Source organism: Salmonella sp. SSDFZ54 (assembly GCF_004010735.1).
In the GTDB taxonomy this organism is placed as follows: Bacteria; Pseudomonadota; Gammaproteobacteria; order Enterobacterales; family Enterobacteriaceae; genus Salmonella; species Salmonella enterica.
On the sequence record NZ_CP034819.1, the window covers coordinates 4,045,141 to 4,069,178 of the forward strand.

Sequence of the window (24,038 nt, forward strand, 5' to 3'; positions counted from 1 at the left end):
TACCGCCGGGTAGCGTGAAATAATTAGCGCTAACAATTTAGCAGGAGTTAATCATGTTTGCAGGTTTACCTTCACTCAGTCATGAACAACAGCAAAAAGCCGTAGAACGTATCCAGGAATTGATGTCGCAAGGTATGAGTAGCGGAGAAGCGATTGCCCAGGTGGCGGGCGAACTTCGCGCCAACCATACCGGCGAACGGATAGTGGCGCGTTTTGAGGATGAAGACGAATAACCGGCTTATACCGCCGCGACAATCTTAATCTCAACTTTATATTTCGGATTCATCAACCCGGCCTGTACGGTACAGCGTACCGGCGCATGGCCTGCGACGACCCACGCATCCCACGCCTTATTCATGGCGGCAAAATCCGCTTTATCGCTCAGGAAAATAGTGGCATCCAGAATACGTGACTTACTGGAGCCCTGTTTTTCCAGCACCGCATCAATTTGCGCCAGAGTATTCGCCGTTTGCTCAAAAGCATCGGCGTCCAGGTTTTCCGGCACGCCGGTATACCACAGCGTATTATTGTAGATCACCACGTCTGACCAACGATCTTCGGCATCAATACGCACGATAGACATCACTTATTCCTCATTTGCTTTCCATTTGAATGGCTCAAGACTGCCACAATGTGGCGCCGCCGTCACCTCTGTAACTGGCGTAAGCCTTTCTACCCTGACATAATCCCCTGTGCAAATTAACAGGGGGCAGTGTGACGGACGATTTTGCAGCAGATGGCCAACTGGCCAAAGCGATAACCGGCTTTAAACCGCGCGAACCACAGCGACAAATGGCGGTTGCCGTAACACAAGCGATTGAAAATGCGCAGCCTCTGGTTGTTGAAGCCGGCACCGGAACCGGGAAGACCTATGCTTACCTCGCTCCGGCGTTGCGCGCCGGGAAAAAAGTCATTATTTCGACCGGGTCGAAAGCGTTGCAGGATCAACTCTACAGCCGCGATCTGCCGACGGTAGCAAAAGCGTTGGCGTTTACCGGTAAGACGGCCCTGTTGAAAGGACGTTCAAACTACCTCTGCCTGGAGCGGCTGGAACAACAAGCGCTGGCGGGCGGCGATTTACCGGTACAAACGTTAAGCGACGTGATATTGCTGCGCTCCTGGTCAAATCAGACGCGGGATGGCGATATCAGCACCTGCGTCAGCGTGGCGGAGGATTCCCAGGCCTGGCCGCTGGTCACCAGTACCAACGACAACTGCCTTGGCAGCGATTGCCCGCTCTACAAAGAGTGCTTTGTGGTGAAAGCGCGTAAAAAGGCGATGGACGCGGATGTGGTGATTGTAAACCACCACCTTTTTCTTGCGGATATGGTGGTTAAAGAGAGCGGGTTTGGCGAACTTATCCCTCAGGCTGAAGTAATGATCTTCGATGAAGCCCACCAACTGCCTGACATCGCCAGCCAGTATTTCGGACAATCGCTCTCCAGCCGTCAGTTGCTGGATTTAGCAAAAGACATCACCATCGCCTACCGGACGGAACTGAAAGACACTCAACAGTTGCAAAAATGCGCCGATCGCCTTGCCCAGAGCGCCCAGGATTTTCGTCTGCAACTGGGGGAGCCCGGCTACCGGGGAAATTTGCGTGAACTGTTAGCCGACCCACGTATCCAACGGGCATTTTTACTGCTGGATGATACGCTGGAGCTTTGTTACGACGTGGCGAAGCTGTCGCTGGGCCGTTCGGCGCTGCTGGATGCGGCTTTTGAACGCGCCACGCTATACCGTTCACGGCTGAAACGCTTAAAAGAGATCAATCAGCCGGGATACAGCTACTGGTATGAGTGCACCTCGCGCCATTTCACCCTGGCGCTGACGCCGCTCACCGTGGCGGACAAATTCAAAGAGGTGATGGAACAGAAGCCCGGTAGCTGGATTTTTACCTCGGCCACGTTATCGGTAAATGATGATCTTCACCACTTTACCGCCCGTCTGGGAATTGAACAGGCAGAATCCATGCTGCTGCCCAGCCCATTCGACTATACGCGCCAGGCGTTACTCTGCGTACCGCGTAACCTACCGCAAACCAACCAGCCCGGCGCGGCGCGACAGTTGGCGGCTATGCTCAGGCCGATTATCGAAGCCAATAACGGGCGATGTTTTATGCTGTGCACCTCGCACGCCATGATGCGCGATCTGGCGGAGCAGTTTCGCGCCACCATGACGCTGCCGGTATTGTTGCAAGGGGAAACCAGTAAAGGCCAACTGTTACAGCAATTTGTTAGCGCCGGCAACGCGCTGCTCGTCGCCACCAGCAGCTTCTGGGAAGGGGTGGACGTGCGCGGCGATACGTTATCTTTGGTGATTATCGACAAATTGCCGTTTACCTCCCCGGACGACCCGCTGTTAAAAGCGCGAATGGAAGACTGTCGTTTGCGCGGCGGCGATCCGTTTGATGAGGTTCAACTGCCCGATGCGGTGATTACGCTGAAGCAGGGGGTGGGGCGGCTAATTCGCGATGCGGACGATCGCGGGGTGTTAGTGATTTGTGATAACCGGCTGGTGATGCGGCCCTATGGCGCCACGTTTCTCGCCAGCCTGCCTCCTGCGCCGCGCACGCGTGATATCGCCCGTGCCGTTCGCTTTCTTGCGATTCCATCCGCCGAGTAATTTGTTACGGAGTATGGTAAGATGCGCGCTATTTTATTGATCTAAGCACGAAACCTCATGCGAATTCTGGCTATCGATACCGCCACAGAGGCCTGTTCTGTCGCCCTGTGGAACAACGGTACTATCAATGCTCACTTTGAGCTTTGTCCACGAGAACACACTCAACGTATCCTGCCCATGGTGCAGGAGATTCTGGCCGCCAGCGGCGTCTCGCTCAATGAGATAGATGCGCTGGCGTTTGGGCGCGGTCCGGGCAGCTTTACCGGCGTGCGTATCGGCATTGGTATTGCGCAAGGGCTGGCGTTAGGGGCAAATCTGCCGATGATCGGTGTTTCGACGCTTGCCACGATGGCGCAGGGCGCGTGGCGTAAAACCGGCGCGACCCGCGTACTCGCCGCGATTGACGCGCGGATGGGCGAAGTGTACTGGGCGGAATACCAGCGTGATGCGCAGGGCGTTTGGCAGGGCGAAGAGACGGAAGCGGTGCTGAAACCGGAACGGGTCGGCGAGCGGTTGAAACAGCTTTCCGGCGAGTGGGCGACGGTAGGAACGGGTTGGTCCGCGTGGCCCGATCTGGCGAAGGAGTGCGGTCTGACGCTTCATGATGGGGAGGTGTCGCTCCCGGCAGCGGAAGATATGTTGCCCATCGCCAGTCAAAAGCTGGCGGCAGGAGAGACCGTTGCCGTGGAACATGCCGAGCCGGTTTATTTGCGTAACGAAGTGGCGTGGAAGAAACTTCCCGGCAAAGAATGACTCTCACTACTATTACCCCCCATACTTTATGCTGTGGGGTGGAATAGAGGTCGAGAAAAAGGAGTCGCATCATGGCGGTTCAAAAACGGTTAATAAAAGGGGCGCTGGCGTGCGCTTTTGCGCTTATGCTGAGCGGTTGCGTGACTATCCCGGATGCCATTAAAGGTTCGAGTCCGACGCCGCAGCAGGATTTGGTGCGGGTGATGAATGCGCCGCAGCTCTATATCGGGCAAGAGGCGCGTTTTGGCGGCAAAGTTGTGGCGGTACAAAATCAGCAGGGAAAAACCCGGCTTGAAATCGCGACCGTACCGCTCGACAGCGGCGCGCGTCCTGTTCTGGGCGAAGCCTCGCGCGGCAGAATTTTTGCCGATGTGAACGGTTTTCTGGACCCGGTGGACTTCCGTGGCCAGTTAGTTACCGTTGTCGGCCCGATAACCGGCACGGTTGACGGTAAAATCGGCAATACGCCGTATAAATTTATGCTGATGCAGGCTACCGGCTATAAACGCTGGCATCTTGTTCAGCAGGTCGTCATGCCTCCACAGCCGATCGATCCGTGGTTTTACGGCGGACGCGCCTGGCCTTATGGCTATGGCGGTTGGGGGTGGTATAACCCTGGACCCGCAGAGGTTCAGACGATAGTAACAGAGTAACTCTTTGTTTTATCAATAAAAGAAACAGCGGCTGGTCCGCTGTTTCTGCATTCATAGAGACATAATAAAAATAAATAGTGACGCGCTTCGCAACCTTTCAGTTGCGTAATTAATAAACTGGTACGCTGAGTTAATATAATGTTAACGACTTGTTTATTAACTGGGGTTGTGATGACGACGAACACTCATTTTAGAGGTGATGCATTGAAGAAGGTTTGGCTTAACCGTTATCCTGCTGATGTTCCGGCGGAGATCAACCCTGACCGTTATCAATCCCTGGTTGAACTGTTTGAACATGCGGCGACGCGCTATGCCGATCAGCCTGCGTTCGTCAATATGGGGGAGGTAATGACCTTCCGCAAATTAGAAGAACGTAGTCGGGCATTTGCGGCTTATTTACAACAAGGGCTGGGACTCAAAAAAGGCGACCGTGTGGCACTGATGATGCCAAACCTGTTGCAGTATCCCGTCGCGCTATTTGGTATTTTACGCGCCGGCATGATTGTGGTGAACGTTAACCCGCTGTACACGCCGCGTGAACTTGAGCATCAGCTTAACGATAGCGGCGCGGCGGCAATCATTATTGTTTCTAACTTTGCCCATACGCTGGAAAAAGTGGTCGAGAAAACGTCGGTACAGCACGTTATTCTGACGCGGATGGGCGACCAGCTTTCTACCGCCAAAGGTACGGTTGTTAACTTTGTCGTGAAATACATCAAGCGTCTGGTGCCAAAATACCACTTGCCAGATGCGATCTCGTTTCGCAGCGCGCTACAGCATGGCTACCGTATGCAGTATGTAAAACCCGAGGTTGTCGCTGAAGATCTGGCTTTCCTGCAATATACCGGCGGTACGACGGGCGTGGCGAAAGGCGCGATGTTGACCCACCGCAATATGCTGGCGAATCTGGAGCAGGTGAAAGCGACCTATGGGCCGCTGCTGCACCCGGGGAAAGAGCTGGTAGTGACCGCGCTGCCGCTGTATCACATTTTTGCCTTAACCATGAACTGTCTGCTTTTTATCGAGCTGGGTGGGCAAAACCTGCTGATTACCAATCCGCGTGATATCCCCGGCCTGGTCAAGGAGCTGGCGAAATATCCGTTTACGGCGATGACTGGCGTTAATACGCTATTCAACGCTCTGCTCAATAATAAAGAGTTTCAACAGCTGGATTTTTCTTCGCTGCATCTGTCAGCCGGCGGCGGGATGCCGGTGCAAAACGTCGTTGCGGAACGTTGGGTAAAGCTGACCGGGCAATACCTGCTGGAAGGCTACGGGCTGACCGAGTGCGCCCCGCTGGTGAGCGTCAACCCGCATGATATTGATTATCACAGCGGCAGTATCGGCCTGCCAGTACCGTCAACAGAAGCCAAACTGGTGGATGACGATGACAACGAAGTCGCGCCGGGTGAGGCCGGAGAGCTTTGCGTGAAAGGTCCGCAGGTTATGCTGGGATACTGGCAGCGTCCTGACGCGACGGATGAAATCATTAAAGATGGCTGGCTGCATACGGGCGATATTGCGGTTATGGATGAAGAGGGCTTTCTGCGGATTGTCGATCGTAAGAAAGATATGATTCTGGTTTCTGGTTTTAACGTTTATCCAAACGAAATTGAAGATGTGGTGATGCAGCATTCTGGCGTGCAGGAAGTTGCGGCGGTTGGCGTGCCTTCCGGTAGTAGCGGCGAAGCGGTGAAGCTTTTTGTGGTTAAGAAAGATCCGGCATTGACTGACGATGCGTTGATCACCTTCTGCCGTCGCCATCTGACCGGATATAAGGTGCCCAAACAGGTAGAGTTTCGCGAGGAATTACCAAAATCTAACGTTGGGAAAATTTTACGACGAGAACTGCGTGACGAAGCCCGTGGCAAAGTAGACAATAAAGCCTGAGCGTTAAGTCAGCTAACGAGAGACGCCGGTTAAGCCGGCGTTTTTTTTGGCGCGAACCAAAGAGAACACGATTTGAATTACCAAATGATTGAAACGGACGATGCGCTGGCGAGCCTGTGTGAAGCTGTCCGCGCATGTCCGGCTATTGCTTTAGATACGGAATTTGTCCGTACCCGCACCTATTACCCGCAGTTAGGATTGATCCAGTTATTTGACGGGGCAAATGTCGCCCTGATCGATCCGCTCGGCATCAGCGACTGGTCGCCGTTAAAAGCGGTGCTGCGCGATACGGGAATCACCAAATTTCTGCACGCGGGTAGCGAAGATCTGGAAGTATTTCTGAATGCGTTTGGCGAACTGCCGGAACCCCTGATTGATACGCAAATTCTGGCGGCGTTTTGCGGGCGTCCGCTGTCGTGGGGTTTTGCGGCGATGGTAGAAGAGTATACGGGCGTGGCGCTGGATAAAAGCGAATCTCGTACCGACTGGTTAGCCCGGCCTTTAAGCGAGCGTCAGTGTGAATACGCGGCGGCGGATGTCTGGTATCTGTTACCGATCGCCAAAAAGCTGATGATTGAAACTGAAGCCGCAGGATGGCTGCCTGCCGCGCTTGATGAATGCCGATTGATGCAGCAGCGTCGTCAGGAGATTCAGGCGCCGGAAGAGGCATGGCGGGATATCACTAATGCCTGGCAACTGCGTACCCGCCAGTTAGCCTGTCTGCAACTTTTAGCTGACTGGCGGCTGCGTAAGGCGCGTGAGCGCGATATGGCGGTGAACTTTGTTGTGCGTGAAGAAAACCTGTGGGCGGTCGCGCGTTATATGCCGGGCAGTCTCGGTGAGCTGGATAGCCTGGGGCTTTCCGGCAGCGAGATTCGTTTTCACGGCAAGACGTTGATATCGCTGGTGGCGAAAGCACAGGCGTTACCGGAAGAGGCATTGCCGGAGCCCCTGTTGAATCTGATGGACATGCCGGGCTATCGCAAAGCGTTTAAGGCCATCAAAGCGCTGGTGGCGGAGGTGAGCGCGTCGCATCACGTCAGCGGCGAGCTACTGGCATCGCGTCGGCAGATTAATCAGTTGCTTAACTGGCACTGGAAATTAAAACCGCAAAATGGGCAACCGGAATTGATTTCCGGCTGGCGCGCCGAACTGATGGCGGAGAAGTTAACTCTTCTGTTGCAGGAGTACCCGCGTTAACGGCGGTAATTGCCGGGAAAACGGCCAGTGAAATAAATGTCCGTATTCGGAATAATGTAAAAAAATAAAAAAGGCAGATTCTTCTGCCTTTTTTAATCCAGGAATTTTCCCATAAAAGAGCTTATTTTGACTCTTCGGCTTCCGGCAGCGTTACGTTAAGTTCAAGGATGGAGATATCACCATCTTTTTGCTCAAGCTGGACGGTAACCATTTCCGGATCGATTTGTACGTATTTACAAATGACCTCAAGAATATCTTTACGTAACTGCGGTAAATAATGCGGTTCGGCATCGCTACGGCGACGTTCCGCGACAATGATTTGCAGCCGCTCTTTTGCAATATTAGCGGTACTCTTTTTCCGCGAGAGAAAAAAATCCAGTAATGCCATAATTTATCCTCCGAACAGGCGTTTGAGGAAACCTTTCTTCTCTTCTTCAATGAAGCGGAAAGGACGTTCTTCTCCCAACAGACGATCTACGGTATCTGCATAGGCTTTACCCGCATCCGCAGTGGCGTCAAGAATCACCGGTTCGCCCTGGTTCGATGCGCGCAGTACGGATTGATCTTCCGGGATCACCCCGACGAGTTTAATACGCAGAATCTCCAGTACATCTTCCATGCTGAGCATGTCGCCTTTATTTACGCGGCCTGGATTGTAGCGCGTCAACAGAAGATGTTCTTTAATCGGTTCTTCGCCATTTTCTGCGCGACGAGATTTCGATGCCAGAATACCCAGAATACGGTCCGAGTCACGGACAGAAGAGACTTCCGGGTTAGTCGTGATGATCGCTTCATCGGCAAAATAGAGCGCCATCAGCGCCCCGGTTTCGATACCCGCTGGCGAGTCGCAAACGATGAACTCAAAGTCCATCGCTTTCAGTGAGTCCAGTACCTTAGCGACGCCTTCGCGCGTTAGCGCGTCTTTATCCCGGGTCTGCGACGCCGGAAGAATGAAGAGATTTTCAGTACGCTTATCTTTGATCAGCGCCTGATTCAGTGTCGCATCGCCCTGAATGACGTTTACAAAATCGTAAACGACACGACGTTCGCACCCCATAATCAGATCGAGGTTACGCAGTCCGATATCAAAATCAATGACGACAGTTTTCTTTCCCTTCTGGGCCAAACCTGTAGCGATGGCCGCGCTGGAGGTGGTCTTGCCAACGCCCCCTTTACCCGAAGTAACAACAATAATGCGTGCCATAAAAATTCCTTGTTAAAAAGGGATCAATTCAACGGTTGAACTGTCAAAGCGTTGTCTGCTAAACGCAGGCGCGCCGCTTTGCCATAAAATTCTGCCGGGATTTTATCACTCAGCCAGTAAACACCTGCGATAGAGACCAGTTCTGCCGTCAGATGGGTACAAAAAATTTGCGCTTCCCGATCGCCGCTCGCTCCTGCCAGCGCGCGACCTCTCATCATGCCATAGACATGGATATTGCCGTCAGCGATAAGCTCTGCGCCAGCGCTGACGTGACTTGTAACAATCAGATCACATTGTGGAGCATAAATGCGCTGACCGGAACGAACCGGAACATCAATTAATCGCGTTTTTGTGATGGGATTAGCGTTTTGCGGCGGTTCGCTGGGCGTTGCCGGCTCAACGGGCGCAGGCCGAACCGCTTTCTCTTTACCTTCAGTCAGTAAAGGAAGACCCATCCGATCGATTTCTACTTTCAGGCTGGCGTCTTTACAGCCGCTCACGCCGATAATGCGTAAGCCGGTTGAGGTCACGATCTTATGCAGTTCCGGCCAGTTTACCGGGCTTTCAAGACCGCTAACGTTAATAACGACAGGGGCGTGTTTTAAAAACGCAGGAGCCTGCGCTATTTTGTCTTCTAACGCCTGACGAATAACCTCTGGTTCCGCTTCATGCAAATGAACCACTGATAAGGTGAAGCTACTGCCTTTAAGCTCGATTGGCGTGTTTGACATCCTGGCCTTACTCAATTTGCTATTTATCATCTCCGATACGGAGTGATATTCCGAAGTCCAGAAGGCATGTTATAGTCAGTATTATATTGAGGCAAGTCACCATCCCGTTAATTCAGAGTAAAAGTATGTTTTGTGTGATCTATAGAAGTAGCAAGCGCGATCAAACCTATTTGTATGTCGAAAAAAAAGACGATTTTTCGCGGGTGCCTGAAGCGTTGATGAAAGGATTCGGTCAGCCGCAGTTAGCGATGATGCTGCCGCTTGATGGACGTAAAAAATTAGTCAATGCCGAGCTCGAAAAAGTAAAACAGGCGTTAAGCGAGCAGGGCTATTATTTACAATTGCCGCCGCCGCCGGAAGATTTGCTGAAACAACATCTTTCTTCGGTGGGACAAAATACGTCGCACGCTGACCGTTAAACGGTATTCGGCGCCGCGCCTGAATTCCATCATGATCTTAGGGGAAAATATGTATCAACATCGTAACTGGCAAGGTGCCTTGCTTGATTACCCGGTAAGTAAAGTGGTCTGCGTGGGCAGTAATTACGCAAATCACATCAAGGAGATGGGCAGCGCGACGCCGGAAGAACCCGTGCTTTTTATCAAGCCGGAAACCGCATTGTGTGATATTCGCCAGCCGCTGGCGATTCCGGCGGATATGGGCGCTGTTCATCATGAAGTTGAGCTTGCTGTGCTGATTGGCGCAACGCTCCGCCAGGCGACCGAAGATCATGTACGTAAAGCGATAGCTGGTTATGGCGTGGCGCTTGATTTAACCCTGCGCGATATTCAAGGGAAAATGAAAAAGGCCGGACAGCCCTGGGAAAAAGCCAAAGGTTTTGATAACGCATGTCCGATTTCAGGCTTCATCCCTGTCGCGGCCTTCTGCGGCGATCCGCAAAATACGGTTATCGGGCTTAACGTTAATGGCGAGGTTCGCCAGCAAGGGTCGACCGCGGATATGATTCATCCTATTGTGCCCCTTATCGCCTATATGAGCCGCTATTTTACGCTCAAAGCCGGGGACGTGGTGCTAACCGGCACGCCGGCAGGCGTGGGGCCATTATTAAGCGGCGATGAGCTGGACATTCGTTTTAATGGCGAAACGTTGTCTACCCGCGTTCTGTAAAATCTGCTTGCCGCCTTCAGCGGCGGTAAAACTTGCATCTGCAGGCCAGACTGGTTATAAGGTGCAGCTTTAGTGCAATGGCGGATACTTTAATGAGCGATACACCTTTCTGGCAACGTAAAACCCTGGATGAAATGACCGATGCCGAGTGGGAGTCGTTGTGCGATGGCTGCGGTCAATGCTGCCTGCATAAGCTGATGGATGAAGATACAGATGAAATCTACTTCACCAACGTGGCGTGCAGGCAATTAAATATCAAAACGTGCCAGTGCCGTCATTATGAACGCCGTTTTGAATTTGAACCCGACTGTATCAAACTCACTCGCGAAAACTTGCCAGACTTTGAATGGTTGCCGATGACCTGCGCCTACCGTTTGTTGGCGGAAGGTAAGCCCTTGCCGACGTGGCATCCGCTGCTGACTGGATCGAAAGCCGCTATGCATGGCGAGCGAATTTCTGTCCGTCATATCGCGGTTAAAGAATCTGAAGTACGGGACTGGCAGGATCATATTTTAAATAAACCGTCGTGGGCAGAATAAGTCTTCGGCAAAACGGCTGATTGTTTACAATTCTTTAATTTACGCCGGGCGACCCCTGAAATCAGGAATTGCGTGCAAATTCCGTCACCTGGCGTTATCACTGCCTTCTATTCTTCCCTGACGCGCCTTGTCGCTGCGCTCGCGCACGTATGGCGGCGACTCTATACTTTCAAAGCAGTATATCGCTGCCTATCCTGAGGAGTTACCCCATGAATAACCAACCGTTGCGCGTTTCAAAGGATCAGCCCAGGAAGCCTGATAAGACACCCGAAGACGAAGGAAAAAATCCAAAGAAAAACCAAAAGTAGTGCTGTAGGGTATCTTTAATAACTATGGTTCGTTGGAGGCTTTATGTCTGAACGTCCTGATTTAGTCGATCCATTACCAGAGGATGACCCGCTTCCTGGTGAAAATATTCCGGATACGCCAGAGGGAGACGATCCTCTCGACCCGGATACCCAGAATGAGGTTGAAGATCCTCGTAGATAGCGACTTGTGCTATTAACCAACCGCCTGATGCAGCTCCTGTGCCAGGCGGTTTTTTTACATCTTCTAAAGCGAAACATCCTGATAACTCTCAGAAAGATAGCCTATAATTTTTTGTACGTTAAAATAGTAGCGCGTCCATGACGACACTGTCTTATTGCGCTTAGCCGTTTGCGAGTTCAAAGGAGGAAATCAATGAACAGCGAAGAGTTGACACATAAAGCAGAAGAGGAAATCGCGGCACTCATTAGCAAAAAGGTTGCCGAACTACGGAAGAAAACCGGGCAAGAGGTTTCCGAAATAGAGTTCGCGCCGCGAGAAACGATGAAAGGGCTTGAGGGATACCACGTTAAAATTAAACTACTCTAGCGTTTAATTAGCGCCATTAATCACCTGGCTACTGGGCGGGACGCCGCCCAGTGGTGACTGGTTTACCGATGTCAGGCTTTTTTCTGTTGATACATTTCCTCGCCCTGATGGTCTTCCTCTACCCAAAAATGAATGTTGAACCGCGCATCATCGCTCAGTTCTACCCGATGCCAGTATTGCGGCGGACTGGTGGCGAATTGCCCGGCATTAATTACCACTTTCACTTCTGGTTCTGTCGCGGTTTCATTCGCAAAGCCATAGTAGGTCACGGTGCCTTCCATCACGCAGAGTTGTCCGAAAACGCCTGCCGCTGTGTTGTGATGAGAGAGCAGTGCCGCCGGAACATTTTCTTTGGTGAAAAAGGGGGTAGAGCGTTTAACTTTCCAGTTTGCCGGGATGCGTAAGTGGGACATAAGACATCTCCCTGATGTGGTGATTAAAAGATGCATTTAATATACACCTTTTAATCACTGGCAAACAACGCTTCGGGCAAAAAAAACGCTCCCGAAGGAGCGTGTGTATCAACGACCGAACAGGTCGCGTTTTTTAGGCTTAAATGCCTGGGCTATGACGACGGCTATCGCCACTACAAGATAAGCGGCAAAGATCCCCAACAGCCATTGCGGCATCTCCAGCGTTAAAAACGACCACTGGCGTTCGGCGCAATCACCGGATGCCACAAACACCTGCGGCAGCCATTTACCCAACGGCAACCAGTCTGGAAAGCGCGCCATAAAGTCACAGGTCATGAACGGCGAGGGATGCAACTGAATCATCGTATGTTCATACGCCAGTTGTAGACCCCGCCAGGCGCTGTAAATCCAGATAACCATCGCCACGTATCGCAGCGGCGTTTTCGGCGCTATTGCGCCGACCAGACCCGCGCCCATCACGCCAAACAGGGCGCAACGTTCGTAAATACATAGCACGCAAGGTTTAAGTAACATGACGTGCTGGAACCACAGCGCCACCATTTCCAGCGCCAGGGCGGTAAACGCCATCAGTAACCATGCGCCCCGACCCCGTGAGCACTGGTTTAAAAATCGCAACATAATAATTTCCCTGCAACATGCGTAGAGACCGCAGTGTAAACCAATTCAATTCGTGCGCCACTAGCGGGAAATGAAATAATGTGTAATTGGATAATTATCAGGCAAAAATCGGAGCCGGGCGGTGTATTGCCCGGCCAAACGTTACGAAAGCGTTGCTAACCATCCTGCCTGAGTCATCCATTCGGTGACCGGCGCAAGAGTGAATTCGACGCACAGTAGCCCTATCAGGGTCAGTACGATAGTGTACGGTAACGCCATCCAGACCATACGGCCATAGGAGAGACGGATTAACGGCGCCAGCGCGGAGGTCAGCAGGAATAAGAATGCCGCCTGACCATTTGGCGTCGCTACCGATGGCAGGTTAGTACCGGTATTGATGGCCACGGCTAACAGCTCAAACTGTTTTAAGCTGATTGCGCCGTTTTCCATTGCCGCCTTCGCTTCGTTGATATAAATGGTGCCGACAAAGACGTTATCTGAGATGGAAGACAACAGGCCGTTAAAGAGATAGAACAGCGTTAGCTGCGCGTGTTCAGAGGCTTGCAAGACGAACTGAATAATCGGCGCGAAAAGATGTTGATCGATAATAACCGCCACAATGGAGAAGAAAACGGTTAACAGCGCAGTAAACGGCAGCGACTCGGTAAACGCTTTGCCGATGGCGTGTTCATCGGTGACACCCGTTAACGCGGTGGCCAGAATAATGACCGACAGACCAATCAGTCCCACCTCCGCGAGATGGAGGGCGAGGGCGGTAACCAGCCAGACGCCAATAACCGCCTGGACTATTAGTTTAATTTTATCCTGGCGGGTGCGCTTCTTACGGCTTTGATCGTCGAATTGCTGTAAAACATCGCGGACTTTTTCGGGCAACGTTTCGCCATAGCCAAACCAGCGCATTTTCTCGACCAGCATACAGGTTAACAGTCCACATACCAGTACCGGGACGGTGACAGGCGACATCCGCAAAAAGAAGTCGCCGAAATGCCAGCCAGCCGCTTTAGCGATGATCAGGTTTTGCGGCTCCCCGACCATGGTCATGACGCCGCCCAGCGCCGTCCCCACGCCTGCATGCATCATCAGACTACGCAAGAATCCGCGGAATTGCTCCAGCACCGTTTTGTAATGCGGATCGATATGGCTGTCGTCCAGCATATCGTTCTCTTCGCCGCGCGATGAGGCCACACGATGGTAAATCCCGTAAAAACCGACGGCGACGCTGATCACCACCGCAACGACGGTAAGCGCGTCAAGGAAAGCCGACAAGAACGCGGCGGCGACGCAAAAGGCCAGCGACAGAACCATCTTCGAGCGGATACTGAGTAACAGACGGGTAAAAATAAACAGCAATAACTGCTTCATAAAGTAGATGCCTGCCACCATAAACATCAGCAGCAGCAAGACTTCCAGGTTGGCGGCAACCTCTTCACGTACATGGGCGGCGCTGGTCATGCCGATGATAACGGCTTCAATGGCCAGTAACCCGCCGGGCAGCAGGGGGTAACACTTTAACGCCATCGCCAGAGTGAAGATAAACTCTGCCACCAGCAGCCAACCGGCAATAAAGGGATTAGCTAAGAAAATGAATGGGTTAACAATTAAAAAGACAAGTAGTGCCAGTTTGTACCAGTCGGGCGACTGGCCTAAAAAGTTGCGCCACATGGCGCGACCCCATGAGATCTCCATGAAATTTTTCCTTACCTAGAAAAATGAAATAGCGTTTTTATGTTTAAACACAGAGAGTAGCGAGCGCGACGAATGCAAGCAAGTCCTTAACGATATTGGCAGGCGATATCAGAAATGGTGCCTTGATCCCCTTTTTCTTCATTGCGTCCGCTATCAGGTGTTACGCCCGTCTGGTATGATGAGTACAACTATGTTTTGCTGTGTAATGGAAATCTCACTATGGTCATTAAGGCGCAGAGCCCGGCGGGTTTCGCGGAAGAGTATATTATTGAAAGTATCTGGAATAACCGCTTTCCTCCTGGCACGATCTTACCGGCAGAACGAGAACTCTCCGAACTGATCGGCGTGACGCGCACGACATTACGCGAGGTGTTACAGCGGCTGGCGCGAGATGGCTGGCTGACCATTCAGCATGGCAAACCGACAAAGGTTAATAATTTTTGGGAAACGTCAGGGCTGAATATCCTTGAAACGCTGGCCCGCCTTGATCATGAAAGCGTTCCGCAACTGATCGACAATTTGTTGTCGGTGCGTACCAATATTTCTACTATCTTTATTCGTACCGCGTTGCGTCAACACCCGGATAAGGCGCAGGAAGTGCTGGCCACTGCTCACGAAGTGGCCGACCATGCCGATGCATTCGCCGATCTGGACTATAACATCTTTCGTGGTCTGGCATTTGCCTCCGGCAATCCTATTTACGGCTTGATCCTGAACGGCATGAAAGGGTTATACACCCGCATTGGTCGCCACTATTTCGCCAATCCGGAAGCGCGCAGTCTGGCACTGGGTTTCTATCATAAATTATCGTCGTTATGCGAGCAGGGCGCGCACGACCAGGTGTATGAAACGGTGCGGCGTTACGGGCATGACAGCGGCGAGATTTGGCATCGGATGCAGAAAAATCTTCCCGGCGATTTAGCGATTCAGGGACGATAATCCCGCGATGCCCGGTAAGCGCAAACACTACCGGGCAGCATCTCGATTACAGCGTGTTCATGCGCGGCGGACAACGCTCCAGCAGTTCTACGCTGCCATCCTCATTTTGTTGCTCCAGCATCACATCAAAGCCCCATAACCGATGCACATGTTTCAGTACCTCCTTGCGGCCTTTATCCAGCGGTGCGCGGTTATGCGGGATATAACGCAACGTCAGCGATCTGTCGCCGCGTAAATCCACATTCCAGACCTGAATATTCGGCTCCAGGTTGCTCAGGTTATACTGTGACGACAGTTTTGATCGAATCTCCCGATAACCTTCTTCGTTATGAATGGCGGAGATCTCCAGATAATTATGCCTGTCATCATCAAGTACCGTGAAGAAACGGAAATCACGCATCACTTTTGGCGACAGGAACTGGCTGATAAAGCTTTCATCTTTAAAATCGCGCATGGCGAAGTGCAGCGTTTCCAGCCAGTCGGAACCGGCAATATCCGGAAACCAGTATTTATCTTCATCCGTGGGCGACTGACAAATACGTTTGATATCCTGGAACATGGCAAAGCCGAGCGCATAGGGGTTAATTCCGCTATACCAGGGGCTATTATAGGGCGGCTGAAATACGACATTGGTATGGCTGTGTAAAAACTCCAGCATAAAGCGTTCCGTCACTTTGCCTTCATCATACAGATGGTTCAGGATGGTGTAGTGCCAGAAGGTCGCCCAGCCCTCGTTCATGACCTGCGTCTGTTTCTGCGGATAAAAATACTGGCTGACTTTACGCACGATGCGCAGAATTTCGCGCTGCCACGGCTCGAGCAACGGGGCGTTTTTCTCCATAAAATAGAGCAGGTTTTCCTGCGGTTCAGCGGGAAAGCGGCGTGCTTCGGCGACAGTTTTTTCTTCCTCGCGTTTTGGCAGCGTGCGCCACAGCATATTCACCTGGCTTTGTAGATACTCCTCCCGGCTTTTTTGTCGCGCTTTCTCTTCCTGCAACGAGATTTTCTGCGGGCGCTTATAGCGATCGACGCCGTAATTCATCAGCGCGTGGCAGGAGTCGAGCAGTTTTTCTACTTCATCCACTCCGTAGCGTTCTTCACAGCGGGTAATGTAATTCCGGGCGAAAATCAGGTAATCGACGATAGAACTGGCATCCGTCCAGCTCCGGAAGAGATAATTATTTTTAAAAAAGGAGTTGTGGCCGTAACAGGCGTGCGCCATGACCAGCGCCTGCATGGTGATGGTGTTTTCTTCCATCAGGTAGGCAATGCAGGGATTAGAGTTGATCACAATTTCATAAGCCAGTCCTTGTTGACCATGCTTATACAGACGTTCCGTCTCAATGAACTTTTTGCCAAAAGACCAGTGCGGATAGTTGATCGGCATCCCGACGCTGGAGTAGGCGTCCATCATCTGTTCGGAAGTGATGACTTCAATTTGGTGCGGGTAAGTATCCAGTTGGTAGAGTTTCGCCACGCGGTCTATCTCTGCCAGATAGACATCCAGCAGATCAAATGTCCAGTCGGGTCCATCGCTCAAACGTGTGGTGTCCTTGTTCATGGAATCAATCGTTGCCATTCGCGCACCCTCATTGTTGGCGACGCTCTCTGTATGGAGCGCCTCCTTTCAAGCATAGAACACCATGTTAAAAAACGACTTGATCGTGAAAACTTTTCTTTGCGATTTCCTCCAATCTGAACGGCAAAAAAACGGGTATTGGCATCATTTTATGCTGTATAGCCATGCCGCGTAGCAGGAGATCCCAAACCAGTGGGATCGCTTGTCTTTAGGGTATATGTGAAGCACGTCACCATAAAAAAGTCATATGTTGAATAATATTTTCATCTGGGTTATCAAGATGTAATCAGAAGATTGTTCTTTTACTATTAACGGAGTGGCTATGCGAGTTGTCATCCTGGGGAGTGGCGTAGTTGGCGTGACCAGCGCCTGGTATTTGAGTCAGGCGGGGCATGATGTCACCGTCATCGATCGCGAATCCGGCCCGGCGCAAGAAACCAGCGCGGCGAATGCCGGACAAATTTCACCGGGATATGCGGCGCCCTGGGCGGCCCCTGGCGTACCGCTGAAGGCGATAAAATGGATGTTCCAGCGCCATGCGCCGCTGGCGGTGCGTCTGGATGGCACCCCGTTTCAACTGAAGTGGATGTGGCAAATGCTGCGTAACTGCGATACCCGGCATTATATGGAAAATAAAGGCCGCATGGTGCGTCTGGCGGAATATAGTCGCGACTGCCTGAAAACGCTACGCGCCGCGACCGGTATCGAATATGAAGGCCGCCAGGGGGGAACGCTACAACTTTTCCGCACCGCGCAACAGTATGAGAACGCCACCCTTGATATCGCCGTGCTGGAAGATGCCGGGGTGCCGTATCAGCTCCTGGAAGCCAGCCGACTGGCGGAAGTTGAACCCGCTCTGGCTGAGGTTGCGCATAAATTAACCGGCGGACTGCGCTTACCGAATGATGAAACCGGGGACTGCCAGCTCTTTACCCAGCGTCTGGCGCGCATGGCGGAGCAGGCGGGCGTAACCTTTCGCTTTAATACTCCCGTGGAAAAATTACTGTACGAAAATGATCAGATTTACGGCGTGAAATGCGCCGATGAGATCATTAAAGCAGATGCGTATGTCATGGCGTTTGGATCGTATTCGACGGCGATGCTTAAAGGCATTGTTGATATCCCGGTGTATCCGCTGAAAGGCTATTCATTAACCATCCCAATCGTCGAGCCAGACGGCGCGCCGGTATCGACGATTCTTGATGAAACCTACAAAATCGCTATTACGCGTTTTGATAAGCGTATTCGCGTGGGGGGAATGGCGGAAATCGTGGGCTTTAATACCGACTTACTGCAACCGCGCCGCGAGACGCTGGAGATGGTTGTGCGCGATCTCTTTCCGCGCGGCGGTCATATTGAGCAGGCCACATTCTGGACCGGCCTGCGCCCCATGACGCCGGACGGCACGCCGGTAGTAGGACGTACCCGTTATAAAAATCTGTGGCTTAATACTGGACACGGCACCTTAGGCTGGACGATGGCCTGCGGTTCAGGCCAGTTGTTAAGCGATATCTTGTCGGGTCGTACGCCAGCGATACCCTACGACGATCTGAGCGTGGCGCGATACCGTTCCGATTTTACGCCCACCCGCCCGCAACGTTTGCATAGCGCGCATAACTGATAAAGGAAGTGAAATGACCCGCCCTATACAGGCCAGCCTTGATTTACAGGTAATGAAACAAAATTTGGCTATTGTGCGCCGGGCGGCCCCAGAGGCGCGCGTCTGGTCGGTAGTGAAAGCCAACGCCTACGGCCACGGTATTGAACGCGTCTGGAGCGCGCTGGGCGCCACAGATGGTTTCGCTATGCTCAACCTTGAAGAGGCGATTACCCTGCGTGAGCGCGGGTGGAAAGGGCCGATATTGATGCTGGAGGGGTTTTTCCATGCGCAAGACCTGGAGGCGTATGACACTTATCGGCTGACTACCTGCATCCACAGTAACTGGCAGTTGAAAGCGCTGCAAAATGCGCGGCTTAACGCGCCGCTGGATATCTATGTCAAAGTCAACAGCGGCATGAACCGACTCGGTTTTCAGCCTGAGCGGGCGCAGACCGTCTGGCAGCAATTGCGGGCAATGCGCAATGTCGGTGAAATGACCCTGATGTCACATTTTGCTCAGGCCGATCATCCGGAAGGTATCGGGGAGGCGATGAGACGAATTGCGCTGGCGACGGAAGGCCTTCAATGTTCATACTCGTTATCAAATTCGGCAGCGACGCTGTGGCATCCCCAGGCGCATTATGACTGGGTCAGGCCGGGCATTATTTTGTACGGCGCGTCGCCGTCAGGACAGTGGCGGGATATTGCCGATACCGGACTAAAACCCGTGATGACGCTGAGTAGCGAAATTATTGGCGTGCAGACGCTGAGCGCAGGTGAAAGAGTAGGCTATGGCGGAGGGTATTCTGTGACTCAGGAACAACGCATTGGCATCGTCGCGGCGGGTTATGCCGATGGCTATCCACGCCATGCGCCGACCGGGACGCCTGTGCTGGTGGACGGTATCCGTACCAGAACAGTAGGCACCGTTTCAATGGATATGCTGGCGGTGGATTTGACGCCGTGTCCGCAGGCGGGAATCGGCACGCCGGTTGAATTATGGGGCAAAGAAATTAAGGTCGATGATGTCGCCTCTGCGGCAGGCACGCTGGGCTATGAGCTACTGTGCGCCGTAGCGCCGCGCGTGCCGTTTGTGACAACGTAACCTAACTCAGGCTAAGGCGTCGACCGGTCCACCGGGGGCGGGTCGACGTTGTCCGGCGACCTTATTCTGCTTCGTCTTCGGCGACGCGTACCCCAATCTTGCGTACCACGTTATCTTCTTTTTCAGCTACCGTCCAAATCATGCCGCCAAACTCCACCTGATCGCCAACGACCGGCGCAGCGCCCAGCAGTTGCTGTATGATTTCACCCAGGGTTTGTTGTTTATCCCGGTATTCCGTTCCTTCTTCCAGCCCGTAGATAAGCGCCACGTCGGCGAATTTCGCATTCGCTTCGAGGATAAAATCGCCAAAGAAACGCTGATCTAACGAAACCGGCGGCGACTGGCTAAACAATTTGCCCAGCGCTGGCAGATCGCGCTCCCGGCCAATCACGCAGAGTACGTCGCCTTCCTGCAGGCGAGTGCTACCCGTGGGGTGAAACAGTTCATTATTGCGAAATAGCGCGGCAATGCGGGTTTCGTTCGGCATATGCAGGTCGCGCAACGCCGCGCCGACGCACCATTTGTCGGCGCTCAACTGATAGATGAATTGCTCCCACGGATTATCAGGATGGATGTCAAGCCCCACGCGCGATACTGGCCAGCCAACCGGAGGCACGACCACTTTGGCTCTCTTCGCCGCCCATGACAGCGATGTTCCCTGCAGGAGCAGCGACACCAGTACCACAAAGAAAGCGACATTAAAGAACAGGCGAGCGTTTTCAAGCCCGGCCATCATCGGGAAAACGGCGAGAATAATCGGCACCGCGCCGCGCAGTCCGACCCAACTGATGAAAATGCGCTCCCGAAGATTGAAGCCGCGAAATGGCAGCAGGCCGGTAAACACCGACAGAGGGCGGGCGAAGAAAATCATCCAGATAGAGAGAATAAGCGCAGGGACGGCAATCGGCCACAGATCGGAAGGCGTCACCAGCAGCCCCAGGACCAGGAACATCGCGATCTGCGCCAGCCAGGCCAATCCGTCAAAGTTTTGCAGGATGCCGTAACGGTTGCGAATCGGACGGTTTCCTAACAGGAATCCGCACAGATAGACCGCGAGAATGCCGCTGCCTTCAAGCGCGGTTGTCAAAGCAAAAATCAGAATACCGCCGCTGAGCGCCAGCATCGGATACAGGCCGCTGGGCAGAGAAATGCGGTTGATCATCTGCTGTAGCAGGTAACCGCCGCCGAGACCAAAAACAATACCGAGACCGAACTGCTGGATAATATGGATGGCAAACATCCAGTCCAGACCGGTTTCATGTTTCTGGATCATCTCAATTAATGTAATGGTCAGAAAAACGGCCATCGGGTCGTTACTTCCCGATTCGATCTCCAGCGTGGAGCCTACACGTTCGTTTAGCCCTTTGCCGCCAAGCAGAGAAAAGACTGCTGCGGCGTCAGTGGAACCGACTATCGCGCCGATAAGCAGACCTTCGATAAGATCCAGATGAAACAGCCAGGCGGCCATCATACCTGTTAACCCCGACGTGATCAGCACGCCGAGCGTCGCCAGCGACAGCGCGGGGCCCAGCGCTACCCGGAAAGAGCTGGCCTGGGTGCGCATGCCGCCATCGAGTAAAATAATCGCCAGCGCCAGGTTACTGACCATATAAGCGAAAGGATAATTATCGAAAGGAATACCGCCAATGCCATCCACACCCGCTAACATCCCAATGGCGAGGAAAATGACCAGAATCGGGATACCCAGTCGCGATGAGAATGAACTTAACAGGATACTGCTGGTTACAAGGATGGAACCTAAAATAAATAGACTAATAATTGTTGCAGCATCCAACGTTTTATATCTCCTGACTCACACGACTTCGTATTATTTAACATTAACATAATAACGGCCAGGGCAGCGTTTTACTTAGCCTGTCGGGGACTTTTTTTACAATTGCAGCGTAGGATGGCCAGATAAAGTGAGTTGAGTCCCCTGGCGCGTATTTTTAAGCGTCGCGTTTGCCCCGATAGGGAGCGTCACCGTACGCTGTTCATGCCCGAAGTCGAGACCGGTAATCAGCGGAACGGACAGACGGGAACGTAAAAACGCGTAGACGCTCTCCAGAGAATAGCCGGCGTCATACTCGTTGGGCGCCGCGCCGCTAAAGCTGCCGAGAACGATGGCGCTCTGGCGGTTTAAAATTCCGGCGTACTCCAGTTGCAAAAGCATACGCTCCACCCGGAAAGGATGCTCATTGACATCTTCCAGCACTAAAATTCCTTTATCGATAGTCGGCATCCAGGGCGTACCGATAAGGGAAATCAACATCGCCAGATTTCCGCCCCATAAGGTGCCCTGTGCGTCGCACTGAGGGCCGTCGCCTTGCCACTCTACGGTAAATTGCGCCTTGCGTAGCGCCAGCCAGAAATGTTGCTCGGTGAACGTATTCAGCGTTTCGGCGCCAAAATTTGCCGCCAGCATAGGACCGCTAAAGGTGATGATATTGGCCTGCGCCAGGAGTCCAGCCTGAATCGCCGTAAAATCGCTATGACCGCAAATCAGTAAGGGATCGCGCTGTTGCCGGGAGGCGAGCGCCTGCCAGTCGATACGATCCAGCAAGCGGCTGGCGCCATAGCCGCCGCGAACCGGCATGACGATCGTATCCGGCGAAGTTAGCGAGGCCAGCGAATTAACATCGGCCAGCCGTTCCGCGTCCGTACCGGCAAAACGCTGATAGCGGCGACGAATCACCTCGTCATTCTCCACCTGATGATCCGCGTCAGTCAGGCGCTGAACGCCGCGTAACGCGGCCTGTTGGTTAATACAGTAGCCCGAGGGGGCGATTAAATGAAACAGAGACATGGTAATTCCTTGCTGACAATAGAATGCAAATGTATATCATGCCGCATATATTAGGCGATGTCCCTCGTTGTGCGACGTTTCTGGATGCGCACCAGGGAGGCAACCTAAGTACCTGGCCGGGGCGGTATGACCTCTTCGGCAGATAAGTTACGGCTATAAGGATAGATGACGTGAAATTAAGATGGTTTGCTTTTTTGGTAGTAATACTGGCTGGCTGTAGCTCAAAACAGGATTACAGGAATCCGCCGTGGAATGCCGAAGTGCCTGTAAAGCGTGCGATGCAGTGGATGCCCATCAGTGAAAAAGCCGGGGCGGCATGGGGGGTTGATCCACATTTAATCACCGCGATTATCGCCATTGAATCCGGCGGCAACCCTAACGCGGTCAGTAAGTCCAATGCGATTGGCCTGATGCAGTTAAAGGCGTCGACCTCCGGGCGCGACGTTTACCGTCGTATGGGCTGGCGTGGCGAACCGACCACCAGCGAGCTGAAAAACCCTGAGCGTAACATCTCAATGGGCGCGGCGTATCTGAGCATTCTGGAAAATGGGCCGCTGGCCGGCATCAAAGATCCGCAGGTGATGCAATATGCGCTGGTCGTCTCTTATGCTAACGGCGCAGGCGCGTTATTGCGTACTTTTTCATCCGACAGGAAGAAGGCGATAGAAAAAATTAACGATCTGGATGCGGACGAGTTTTTTGAACATGTTGTTGATAATCATCCCGCGCCGCAGGCGCCGCGCTATATCTGGAAGCTTCAGCAGGCGCTGGACGCCATGTAGTTTAGCGTGAAGATTATTCTCGCACTTTATTCGCTCTTTCTCGGGCCTCGCGCTCAAGCGAAAAAATAATCCGCTGCAACTCCCGCTCCACCGCCGGGCTAACGTTAAGGAAACGAAAGCTCAGGCGGGGAGTGGTGATCGTTTCATTTTTCCCATCAATCACCTTACGCTCGCTGATGGCGAGAAGCTGGGCGTCAACGTGAAGAATCCCCCATGGCCCCATGTTCAGTTCAACCTGCGAAAAGCGTGCGCCTTCGATTAGTCCGTCGGGGATGGCGGATTCCAGTAGCGCGCCCATGCCGCCCAGGGAAAGATCAAACAGGCGAAAACGTAACGTACGGGTGTCCGGTAGCGTGGTGACGCCGTAATAAGGCGGATACAGCGGCGCGCCAATGCGAAAATACTCCCGGCGCTGGACAAACCACAGTGATGACGGCAGGGGCGTGATAAAGGCCGGCAGCCGCTGATATTCACCTGTAACGAGTTGCGGCAACGTGAACTCGACTTTTGCGCCCTGCGTTTCTGCGATAATGGCTACCTGCCCGGCACGTAATACGGCGCTATTTTCATATTCCTGGCTGCCGTAATCCACGATGAGTTTTTCCGGGTCTACCGCCAAAATTTTACTGATGAATTGACCATGCGCCCATGAAATACGCAGTGGAACCTGATTTTTATTTAAATCCCGTAGCACGCCTAATATCGCTAATGGATTTTTTTTCAGGAACTGCTCATTGTAACCACTCACACGAAATAACCCCTGATACGCAGACTATCGTTGGGTTATCGGCATTGGTAGAAAGAACTTAATAGCGATAAATAAATTTTTATGTCCGCGAGATAAATCAGTGTTCAGAAATGCGACGCTCGACTTTGCCTATACTTAAAACGTTTTTACTGGAAAGAGGGTT

Annotated in this window: 26 protein-coding genes; 15 read left to right on the forward strand and 11 right to left on the reverse strand. The window is 52.6% G+C overall.

Translation table 11 applies throughout. The features are described from left to right. The first annotated feature begins 53 nt into the window (after positions 1–53). A complete protein-coding gene (locus EOS97_RS20055) occupies positions 54–233 on the forward strand; it encodes a YoaH family protein (RefSeq protein WP_000457328.1) in 180 nt (59 codons plus the stop codon). A gap of 5 nt (positions 234–238) precedes the next feature. Here EOS97_RS20055 and EOS97_RS20060 read toward each other — a convergent pair whose 3' ends face one another. Then, on the reverse strand, positions 239–583 hold the full coding sequence (locus EOS97_RS20060) for a RidA family protein (protein ID WP_000029550.1): 345 nt from the start codon (positions 581–583) through the stop codon (positions 239–241). Between the two features lie 131 nt (positions 584–714). On the opposite strand from EOS97_RS20060, the gene EOS97_RS20065 reads away from it, so the two are divergent. From EOS97_RS20065 to rnd, 5 genes are all read left to right on the forward strand, one after another. Continuing rightward, the gene (locus EOS97_RS20065; RefSeq protein WP_000128801.1) at positions 715–2,625 is read left to right on the forward strand and encodes an ATP-dependent DNA helicase; all 1,911 of its coding nucleotides are present in this window, start codon (positions 715–717) and stop codon (positions 2,623–2,625) included. A 57-nt stretch (positions 2,626–2,682) separates the two neighbouring features. Beyond that, positions 2,683–3,378, forward strand: coding sequence for a tRNA (adenosine(37)-N6)-threonylcarbamoyltransferase complex dimerization subunit type 1 TsaB (gene tsaB, locus EOS97_RS20070; RefSeq protein WP_001221017.1), 696 nt, complete (start codon positions 2,683–2,685; stop codon positions 3,376–3,378). A gap of 71 nt (positions 3,379–3,449) precedes the next feature. After that, on the forward strand, positions 3,450–4,031 hold the full coding sequence (locus tag EOS97_RS20075; RefSeq protein ID WP_000290594.1) for a Slp family lipoprotein: 582 nt from the start codon (positions 3,450–3,452) through the stop codon (positions 4,029–4,031). Between the two features lie 204 nt (positions 4,032–4,235). Then, positions 4,236–5,921, forward strand: a complete 1,686-nt coding sequence (gene fadD, locus EOS97_RS20080; protein WP_001532413.1) for a long-chain-fatty-acid--CoA ligase FadD — start codon at positions 4,236–4,238, stop codon at positions 5,919–5,921. Between the two features lie 72 nt (positions 5,922–5,993). Next, positions 5,994–7,121, forward strand: coding sequence for a ribonuclease D (gene rnd / locus EOS97_RS20085; protein ID WP_001109124.1), 1,128 nt, complete (start codon positions 5,994–5,996; stop codon positions 7,119–7,121). 121 nt (positions 7,122–7,242) lie between these two features. On the opposite strand, the gene minE is transcribed toward rnd, so the two are convergent. The 3 genes from minE to minC are packed head-to-tail and all read right to left on the reverse strand — an operon-like array spanning position 7,243 to position 9,056. After that, the gene (gene minE, locus EOS97_RS20090; protein WP_001185666.1) at positions 7,243–7,509 is read right to left on the reverse strand and encodes a cell division topological specificity factor MinE; all 267 of its coding nucleotides are present in this window, start codon (positions 7,507–7,509) and stop codon (positions 7,243–7,245) included. 3 nt (positions 7,510–7,512) lie between these two features. Continuing rightward, positions 7,513–8,325, reverse strand: coding sequence for a septum site-determining protein MinD (gene minD / locus EOS97_RS20095; RefSeq protein ID WP_000101047.1), 813 nt, complete (start codon positions 8,323–8,325; stop codon positions 7,513–7,515). Between the two features lie 23 nt (positions 8,326–8,348). Further along, complete coding sequence (gene minC / locus EOS97_RS20100; protein ID WP_000072527.1) at positions 8,349–9,056, reverse strand: septum site-determining protein MinC; 708 nt, start codon at positions 9,054–9,056, stop codon at positions 8,349–8,351. Between the two features lie 125 nt (positions 9,057–9,181). Between minC and EOS97_RS20105 the strand changes: the two genes are divergently transcribed. The 5 genes from EOS97_RS20105 to EOS97_RS20125 all read left to right on the forward strand — a co-directional run bounded on the left by EOS97_RS20105 (position 9,182) and on the right by EOS97_RS20125 (position 11,578). Next, a complete protein-coding gene (locus EOS97_RS20105; protein ID WP_001537109.1) occupies positions 9,182–9,475 on the forward strand; it encodes a YcgL domain-containing protein in 294 nt (97 codons plus the stop codon). Positions 9,476–9,524: 49 nt separating this feature from the next. Next, entirely contained in the window at positions 9,525–10,184 is a 660-nt protein-coding gene (locus tag EOS97_RS20110) for a fumarylacetoacetate hydrolase family protein (RefSeq protein WP_001519895.1), read from the forward strand. 92 nt (positions 10,185–10,276) lie between these two features. Next, positions 10,277–10,723: a YcgN family cysteine cluster protein gene (locus EOS97_RS20115; RefSeq protein ID WP_001285703.1), complete on the forward strand. Its 447-nt coding sequence runs from the start codon at positions 10,277–10,279 to the stop codon at positions 10,721–10,723. A 351-nt stretch (positions 10,724–11,074) separates the two neighbouring features. Continuing rightward, positions 11,075–11,212, forward strand: coding sequence for a hypothetical protein (locus tag EOS97_RS20120; RefSeq protein ID WP_001540194.1), 138 nt, complete (start codon positions 11,075–11,077; stop codon positions 11,210–11,212). Between the two features lie 192 nt (positions 11,213–11,404). Next, complete coding sequence (locus tag EOS97_RS20125) at positions 11,405–11,578, forward strand: addiction module toxin, GnsA/GnsB family (RefSeq protein ID WP_001083582.1); 174 nt, start codon at positions 11,405–11,407, stop codon at positions 11,576–11,578. 71 nt (positions 11,579–11,649) lie between these two features. Here the strand turns inward: EOS97_RS20125 and EOS97_RS20130 are convergent, their stop codons facing one another. From EOS97_RS20130 to nhaB, 3 genes are all read right to left on the reverse strand, one after another. Next, entirely contained in the window at positions 11,650–11,991 is a 342-nt protein-coding gene (locus EOS97_RS20130; RefSeq protein ID WP_000018967.1) for a DUF1971 domain-containing protein, read from the reverse strand. A gap of 108 nt (positions 11,992–12,099) precedes the next feature. Next, positions 12,100–12,630: a disulfide bond formation protein DsbB gene (dsbB, locus tag EOS97_RS20135; RefSeq protein WP_000943475.1), complete on the reverse strand. Its 531-nt coding sequence runs from the start codon at positions 12,628–12,630 to the stop codon at positions 12,100–12,102. Positions 12,631–12,771: 141 nt separating this feature from the next. Further along, a complete protein-coding gene (gene nhaB / locus EOS97_RS20140; protein WP_000406439.1) occupies positions 12,772–14,316 on the reverse strand; it encodes a Na(+)/H(+) antiporter NhaB in 1,545 nt (514 codons plus the stop codon). A gap of 219 nt (positions 14,317–14,535) precedes the next feature. On the opposite strand from nhaB, the gene fadR reads away from it, so the two are divergent. After that, positions 14,536–15,255 (forward strand): fatty acid metabolism transcriptional regulator FadR, encoded by a 720-nt coding sequence (fadR, locus tag EOS97_RS20145; protein ID WP_000234826.1) that lies wholly within the window; start codon positions 14,536–14,538, stop codon positions 15,253–15,255. A gap of 46 nt (positions 15,256–15,301) precedes the next feature. Here the strand turns inward: fadR and EOS97_RS20150 are convergent, their stop codons facing one another. Beyond that, positions 15,302–16,834 carry a SpoVR family protein gene (locus EOS97_RS20150; protein WP_000190832.1) on the reverse strand — a complete coding sequence of 511 codons (1,533 nt, stop codon included), beginning with the start codon at positions 16,832–16,834 and terminating at the stop codon, positions 15,302–15,304. 322 nt (positions 16,835–17,156) lie between these two features. Between EOS97_RS20150 and EOS97_RS20155 the strand changes: the two genes are divergently transcribed. Both EOS97_RS20155 and dadX read left to right on the forward strand, forming a co-directional pair. Beyond that, positions 17,157–18,455, forward strand: a complete 1,299-nt coding sequence (locus EOS97_RS20155; protein ID WP_001266932.1) for a D-amino acid dehydrogenase — start codon at positions 17,157–17,159, stop codon at positions 18,453–18,455. A gap of 13 nt (positions 18,456–18,468) precedes the next feature. Then, entirely contained in the window at positions 18,469–19,539 is a 1,071-nt protein-coding gene (gene dadX, locus EOS97_RS20160; protein WP_000197909.1) for a catabolic alanine racemase DadX, read from the forward strand. Between the two features lie 61 nt (positions 19,540–19,600). Here dadX and EOS97_RS20165 read toward each other — a convergent pair whose 3' ends face one another. Both EOS97_RS20165 and ldcA read right to left on the reverse strand, forming a co-directional pair. Further along, positions 19,601–21,334 (reverse strand): potassium/proton antiporter, encoded by a 1,734-nt coding sequence (locus tag EOS97_RS20165; RefSeq protein ID WP_000338372.1) that lies wholly within the window; start codon positions 21,332–21,334, stop codon positions 19,601–19,603. 96 nt (positions 21,335–21,430) lie between these two features. Then, complete coding sequence (gene ldcA / locus EOS97_RS20170) at positions 21,431–22,345, reverse strand: muramoyltetrapeptide carboxypeptidase (protein WP_000051598.1); 915 nt, start codon at positions 22,343–22,345, stop codon at positions 21,431–21,433. Between the two features lie 170 nt (positions 22,346–22,515). Here ldcA and emtA point away from each other — a divergent pair, with 170 nt between their 5' ends. Continuing rightward, positions 22,516–23,127, forward strand: coding sequence for a membrane-bound lytic murein transglycosylase EmtA (gene emtA, locus EOS97_RS20175; RefSeq protein WP_000776974.1), 612 nt, complete (start codon positions 22,516–22,518; stop codon positions 23,125–23,127). Positions 23,128–23,140: 13 nt separating this feature from the next. On the opposite strand, the gene ycgR is transcribed toward emtA, so the two are convergent. Then, a complete protein-coding gene (gene ycgR, locus EOS97_RS20180) occupies positions 23,141–23,875 on the reverse strand; it encodes a flagellar brake protein YcgR (protein WP_000017419.1) in 735 nt (244 codons plus the stop codon). Positions 23,876–24,038 lie beyond the last annotated feature (163 nt).

Bases quoted from the DNA above. Each gene is read 5' to 3' on its own strand.
- nhaB (WP_000406439.1), bottom strand. From the start codon at position 14,316: ATGGAGATCTCATGGGGTCGCGCCATGTGGCGCAACTTTTTAGGCCAG.
- dadX (WP_000197909.1), top strand. From the start codon at position 18,469: ATGACCCGCCCTATACAGGCCAGCCTTGATTTACAGGTAATGAAACAA.
- EOS97_RS20125 (WP_001083582.1), top strand. From the start codon at position 11,405: ATGAACAGCGAAGAGTTGACACATAAAGCAGAAGAGGAAATCGCGGCA.
- dsbB (WP_000943475.1), bottom strand. From the start codon at position 12,630: ATGTTGCGATTTTTAAACCAGTGCTCACGGGGTCGGGGCGCATGGTTA.
- EOS97_RS20150 (WP_000190832.1), bottom strand. From the start codon at position 16,834: ATGGCAACGATTGATTCCATGAACAAGGACACCACACGTTTGAGCGAT.
- EOS97_RS20060 (WP_000029550.1), bottom strand. From the start codon at position 583: ATGTCTATCGTGCGTATTGATGCCGAAGATCGTTGGTCAGACGTGGTG.
- tsaB (WP_001221017.1), top strand. From the start codon at position 2,683: ATGCGAATTCTGGCTATCGATACCGCCACAGAGGCCTGTTCTGTCGCC.
- minC (WP_000072527.1), bottom strand. From the start codon at position 9,056: ATGTCAAACACGCCAATCGAGCTTAAAGGCAGTAGCTTCACCTTATCA.
- ldcA (WP_000051598.1), bottom strand. From the start codon at position 22,345: ATGTCTCTGTTTCATTTAATCGCCCCCTCGGGCTACTGTATTAACCAA.
- EOS97_RS20115 (WP_001285703.1), top strand. From the start codon at position 10,277: ATGAGCGATACACCTTTCTGGCAACGTAAAACCCTGGATGAAATGACC.
- minE (WP_001185666.1), bottom strand. From the start codon at position 7,509: ATGGCATTACTGGATTTTTTTCTCTCGCGGAAAAAGAGTACCGCTAAT.
- EOS97_RS20155 (WP_001266932.1), top strand. From the start codon at position 17,157: ATGCGAGTTGTCATCCTGGGGAGTGGCGTAGTTGGCGTGACCAGCGCC.
- EOS97_RS20130 (WP_000018967.1), bottom strand. From the start codon at position 11,991: ATGTCCCACTTACGCATCCCGGCAAACTGGAAAGTTAAACGCTCTACC.
- EOS97_RS20055 (WP_000457328.1), top strand. From the start codon at position 54: ATGTTTGCAGGTTTACCTTCACTCAGTCATGAACAACAGCAAAAAGCC.
- fadR (WP_000234826.1), top strand. From the start codon at position 14,536: ATGGTCATTAAGGCGCAGAGCCCGGCGGGTTTCGCGGAAGAGTATATT.
- EOS97_RS20120 (WP_001540194.1), top strand. From the start codon at position 11,075: ATGTCTGAACGTCCTGATTTAGTCGATCCATTACCAGAGGATGACCCG.
- EOS97_RS20110 (WP_001519895.1), top strand. From the start codon at position 9,525: ATGTATCAACATCGTAACTGGCAAGGTGCCTTGCTTGATTACCCGGTA.
- EOS97_RS20075 (WP_000290594.1), top strand. From the start codon at position 3,450: ATGGCGGTTCAAAAACGGTTAATAAAAGGGGCGCTGGCGTGCGCTTTT.
- minD (WP_000101047.1), bottom strand. From the start codon at position 8,325: ATGGCACGCATTATTGTTGTTACTTCGGGTAAAGGGGGCGTTGGCAAG.
- EOS97_RS20105 (WP_001537109.1), top strand. From the start codon at position 9,182: ATGTTTTGTGTGATCTATAGAAGTAGCAAGCGCGATCAAACCTATTTG.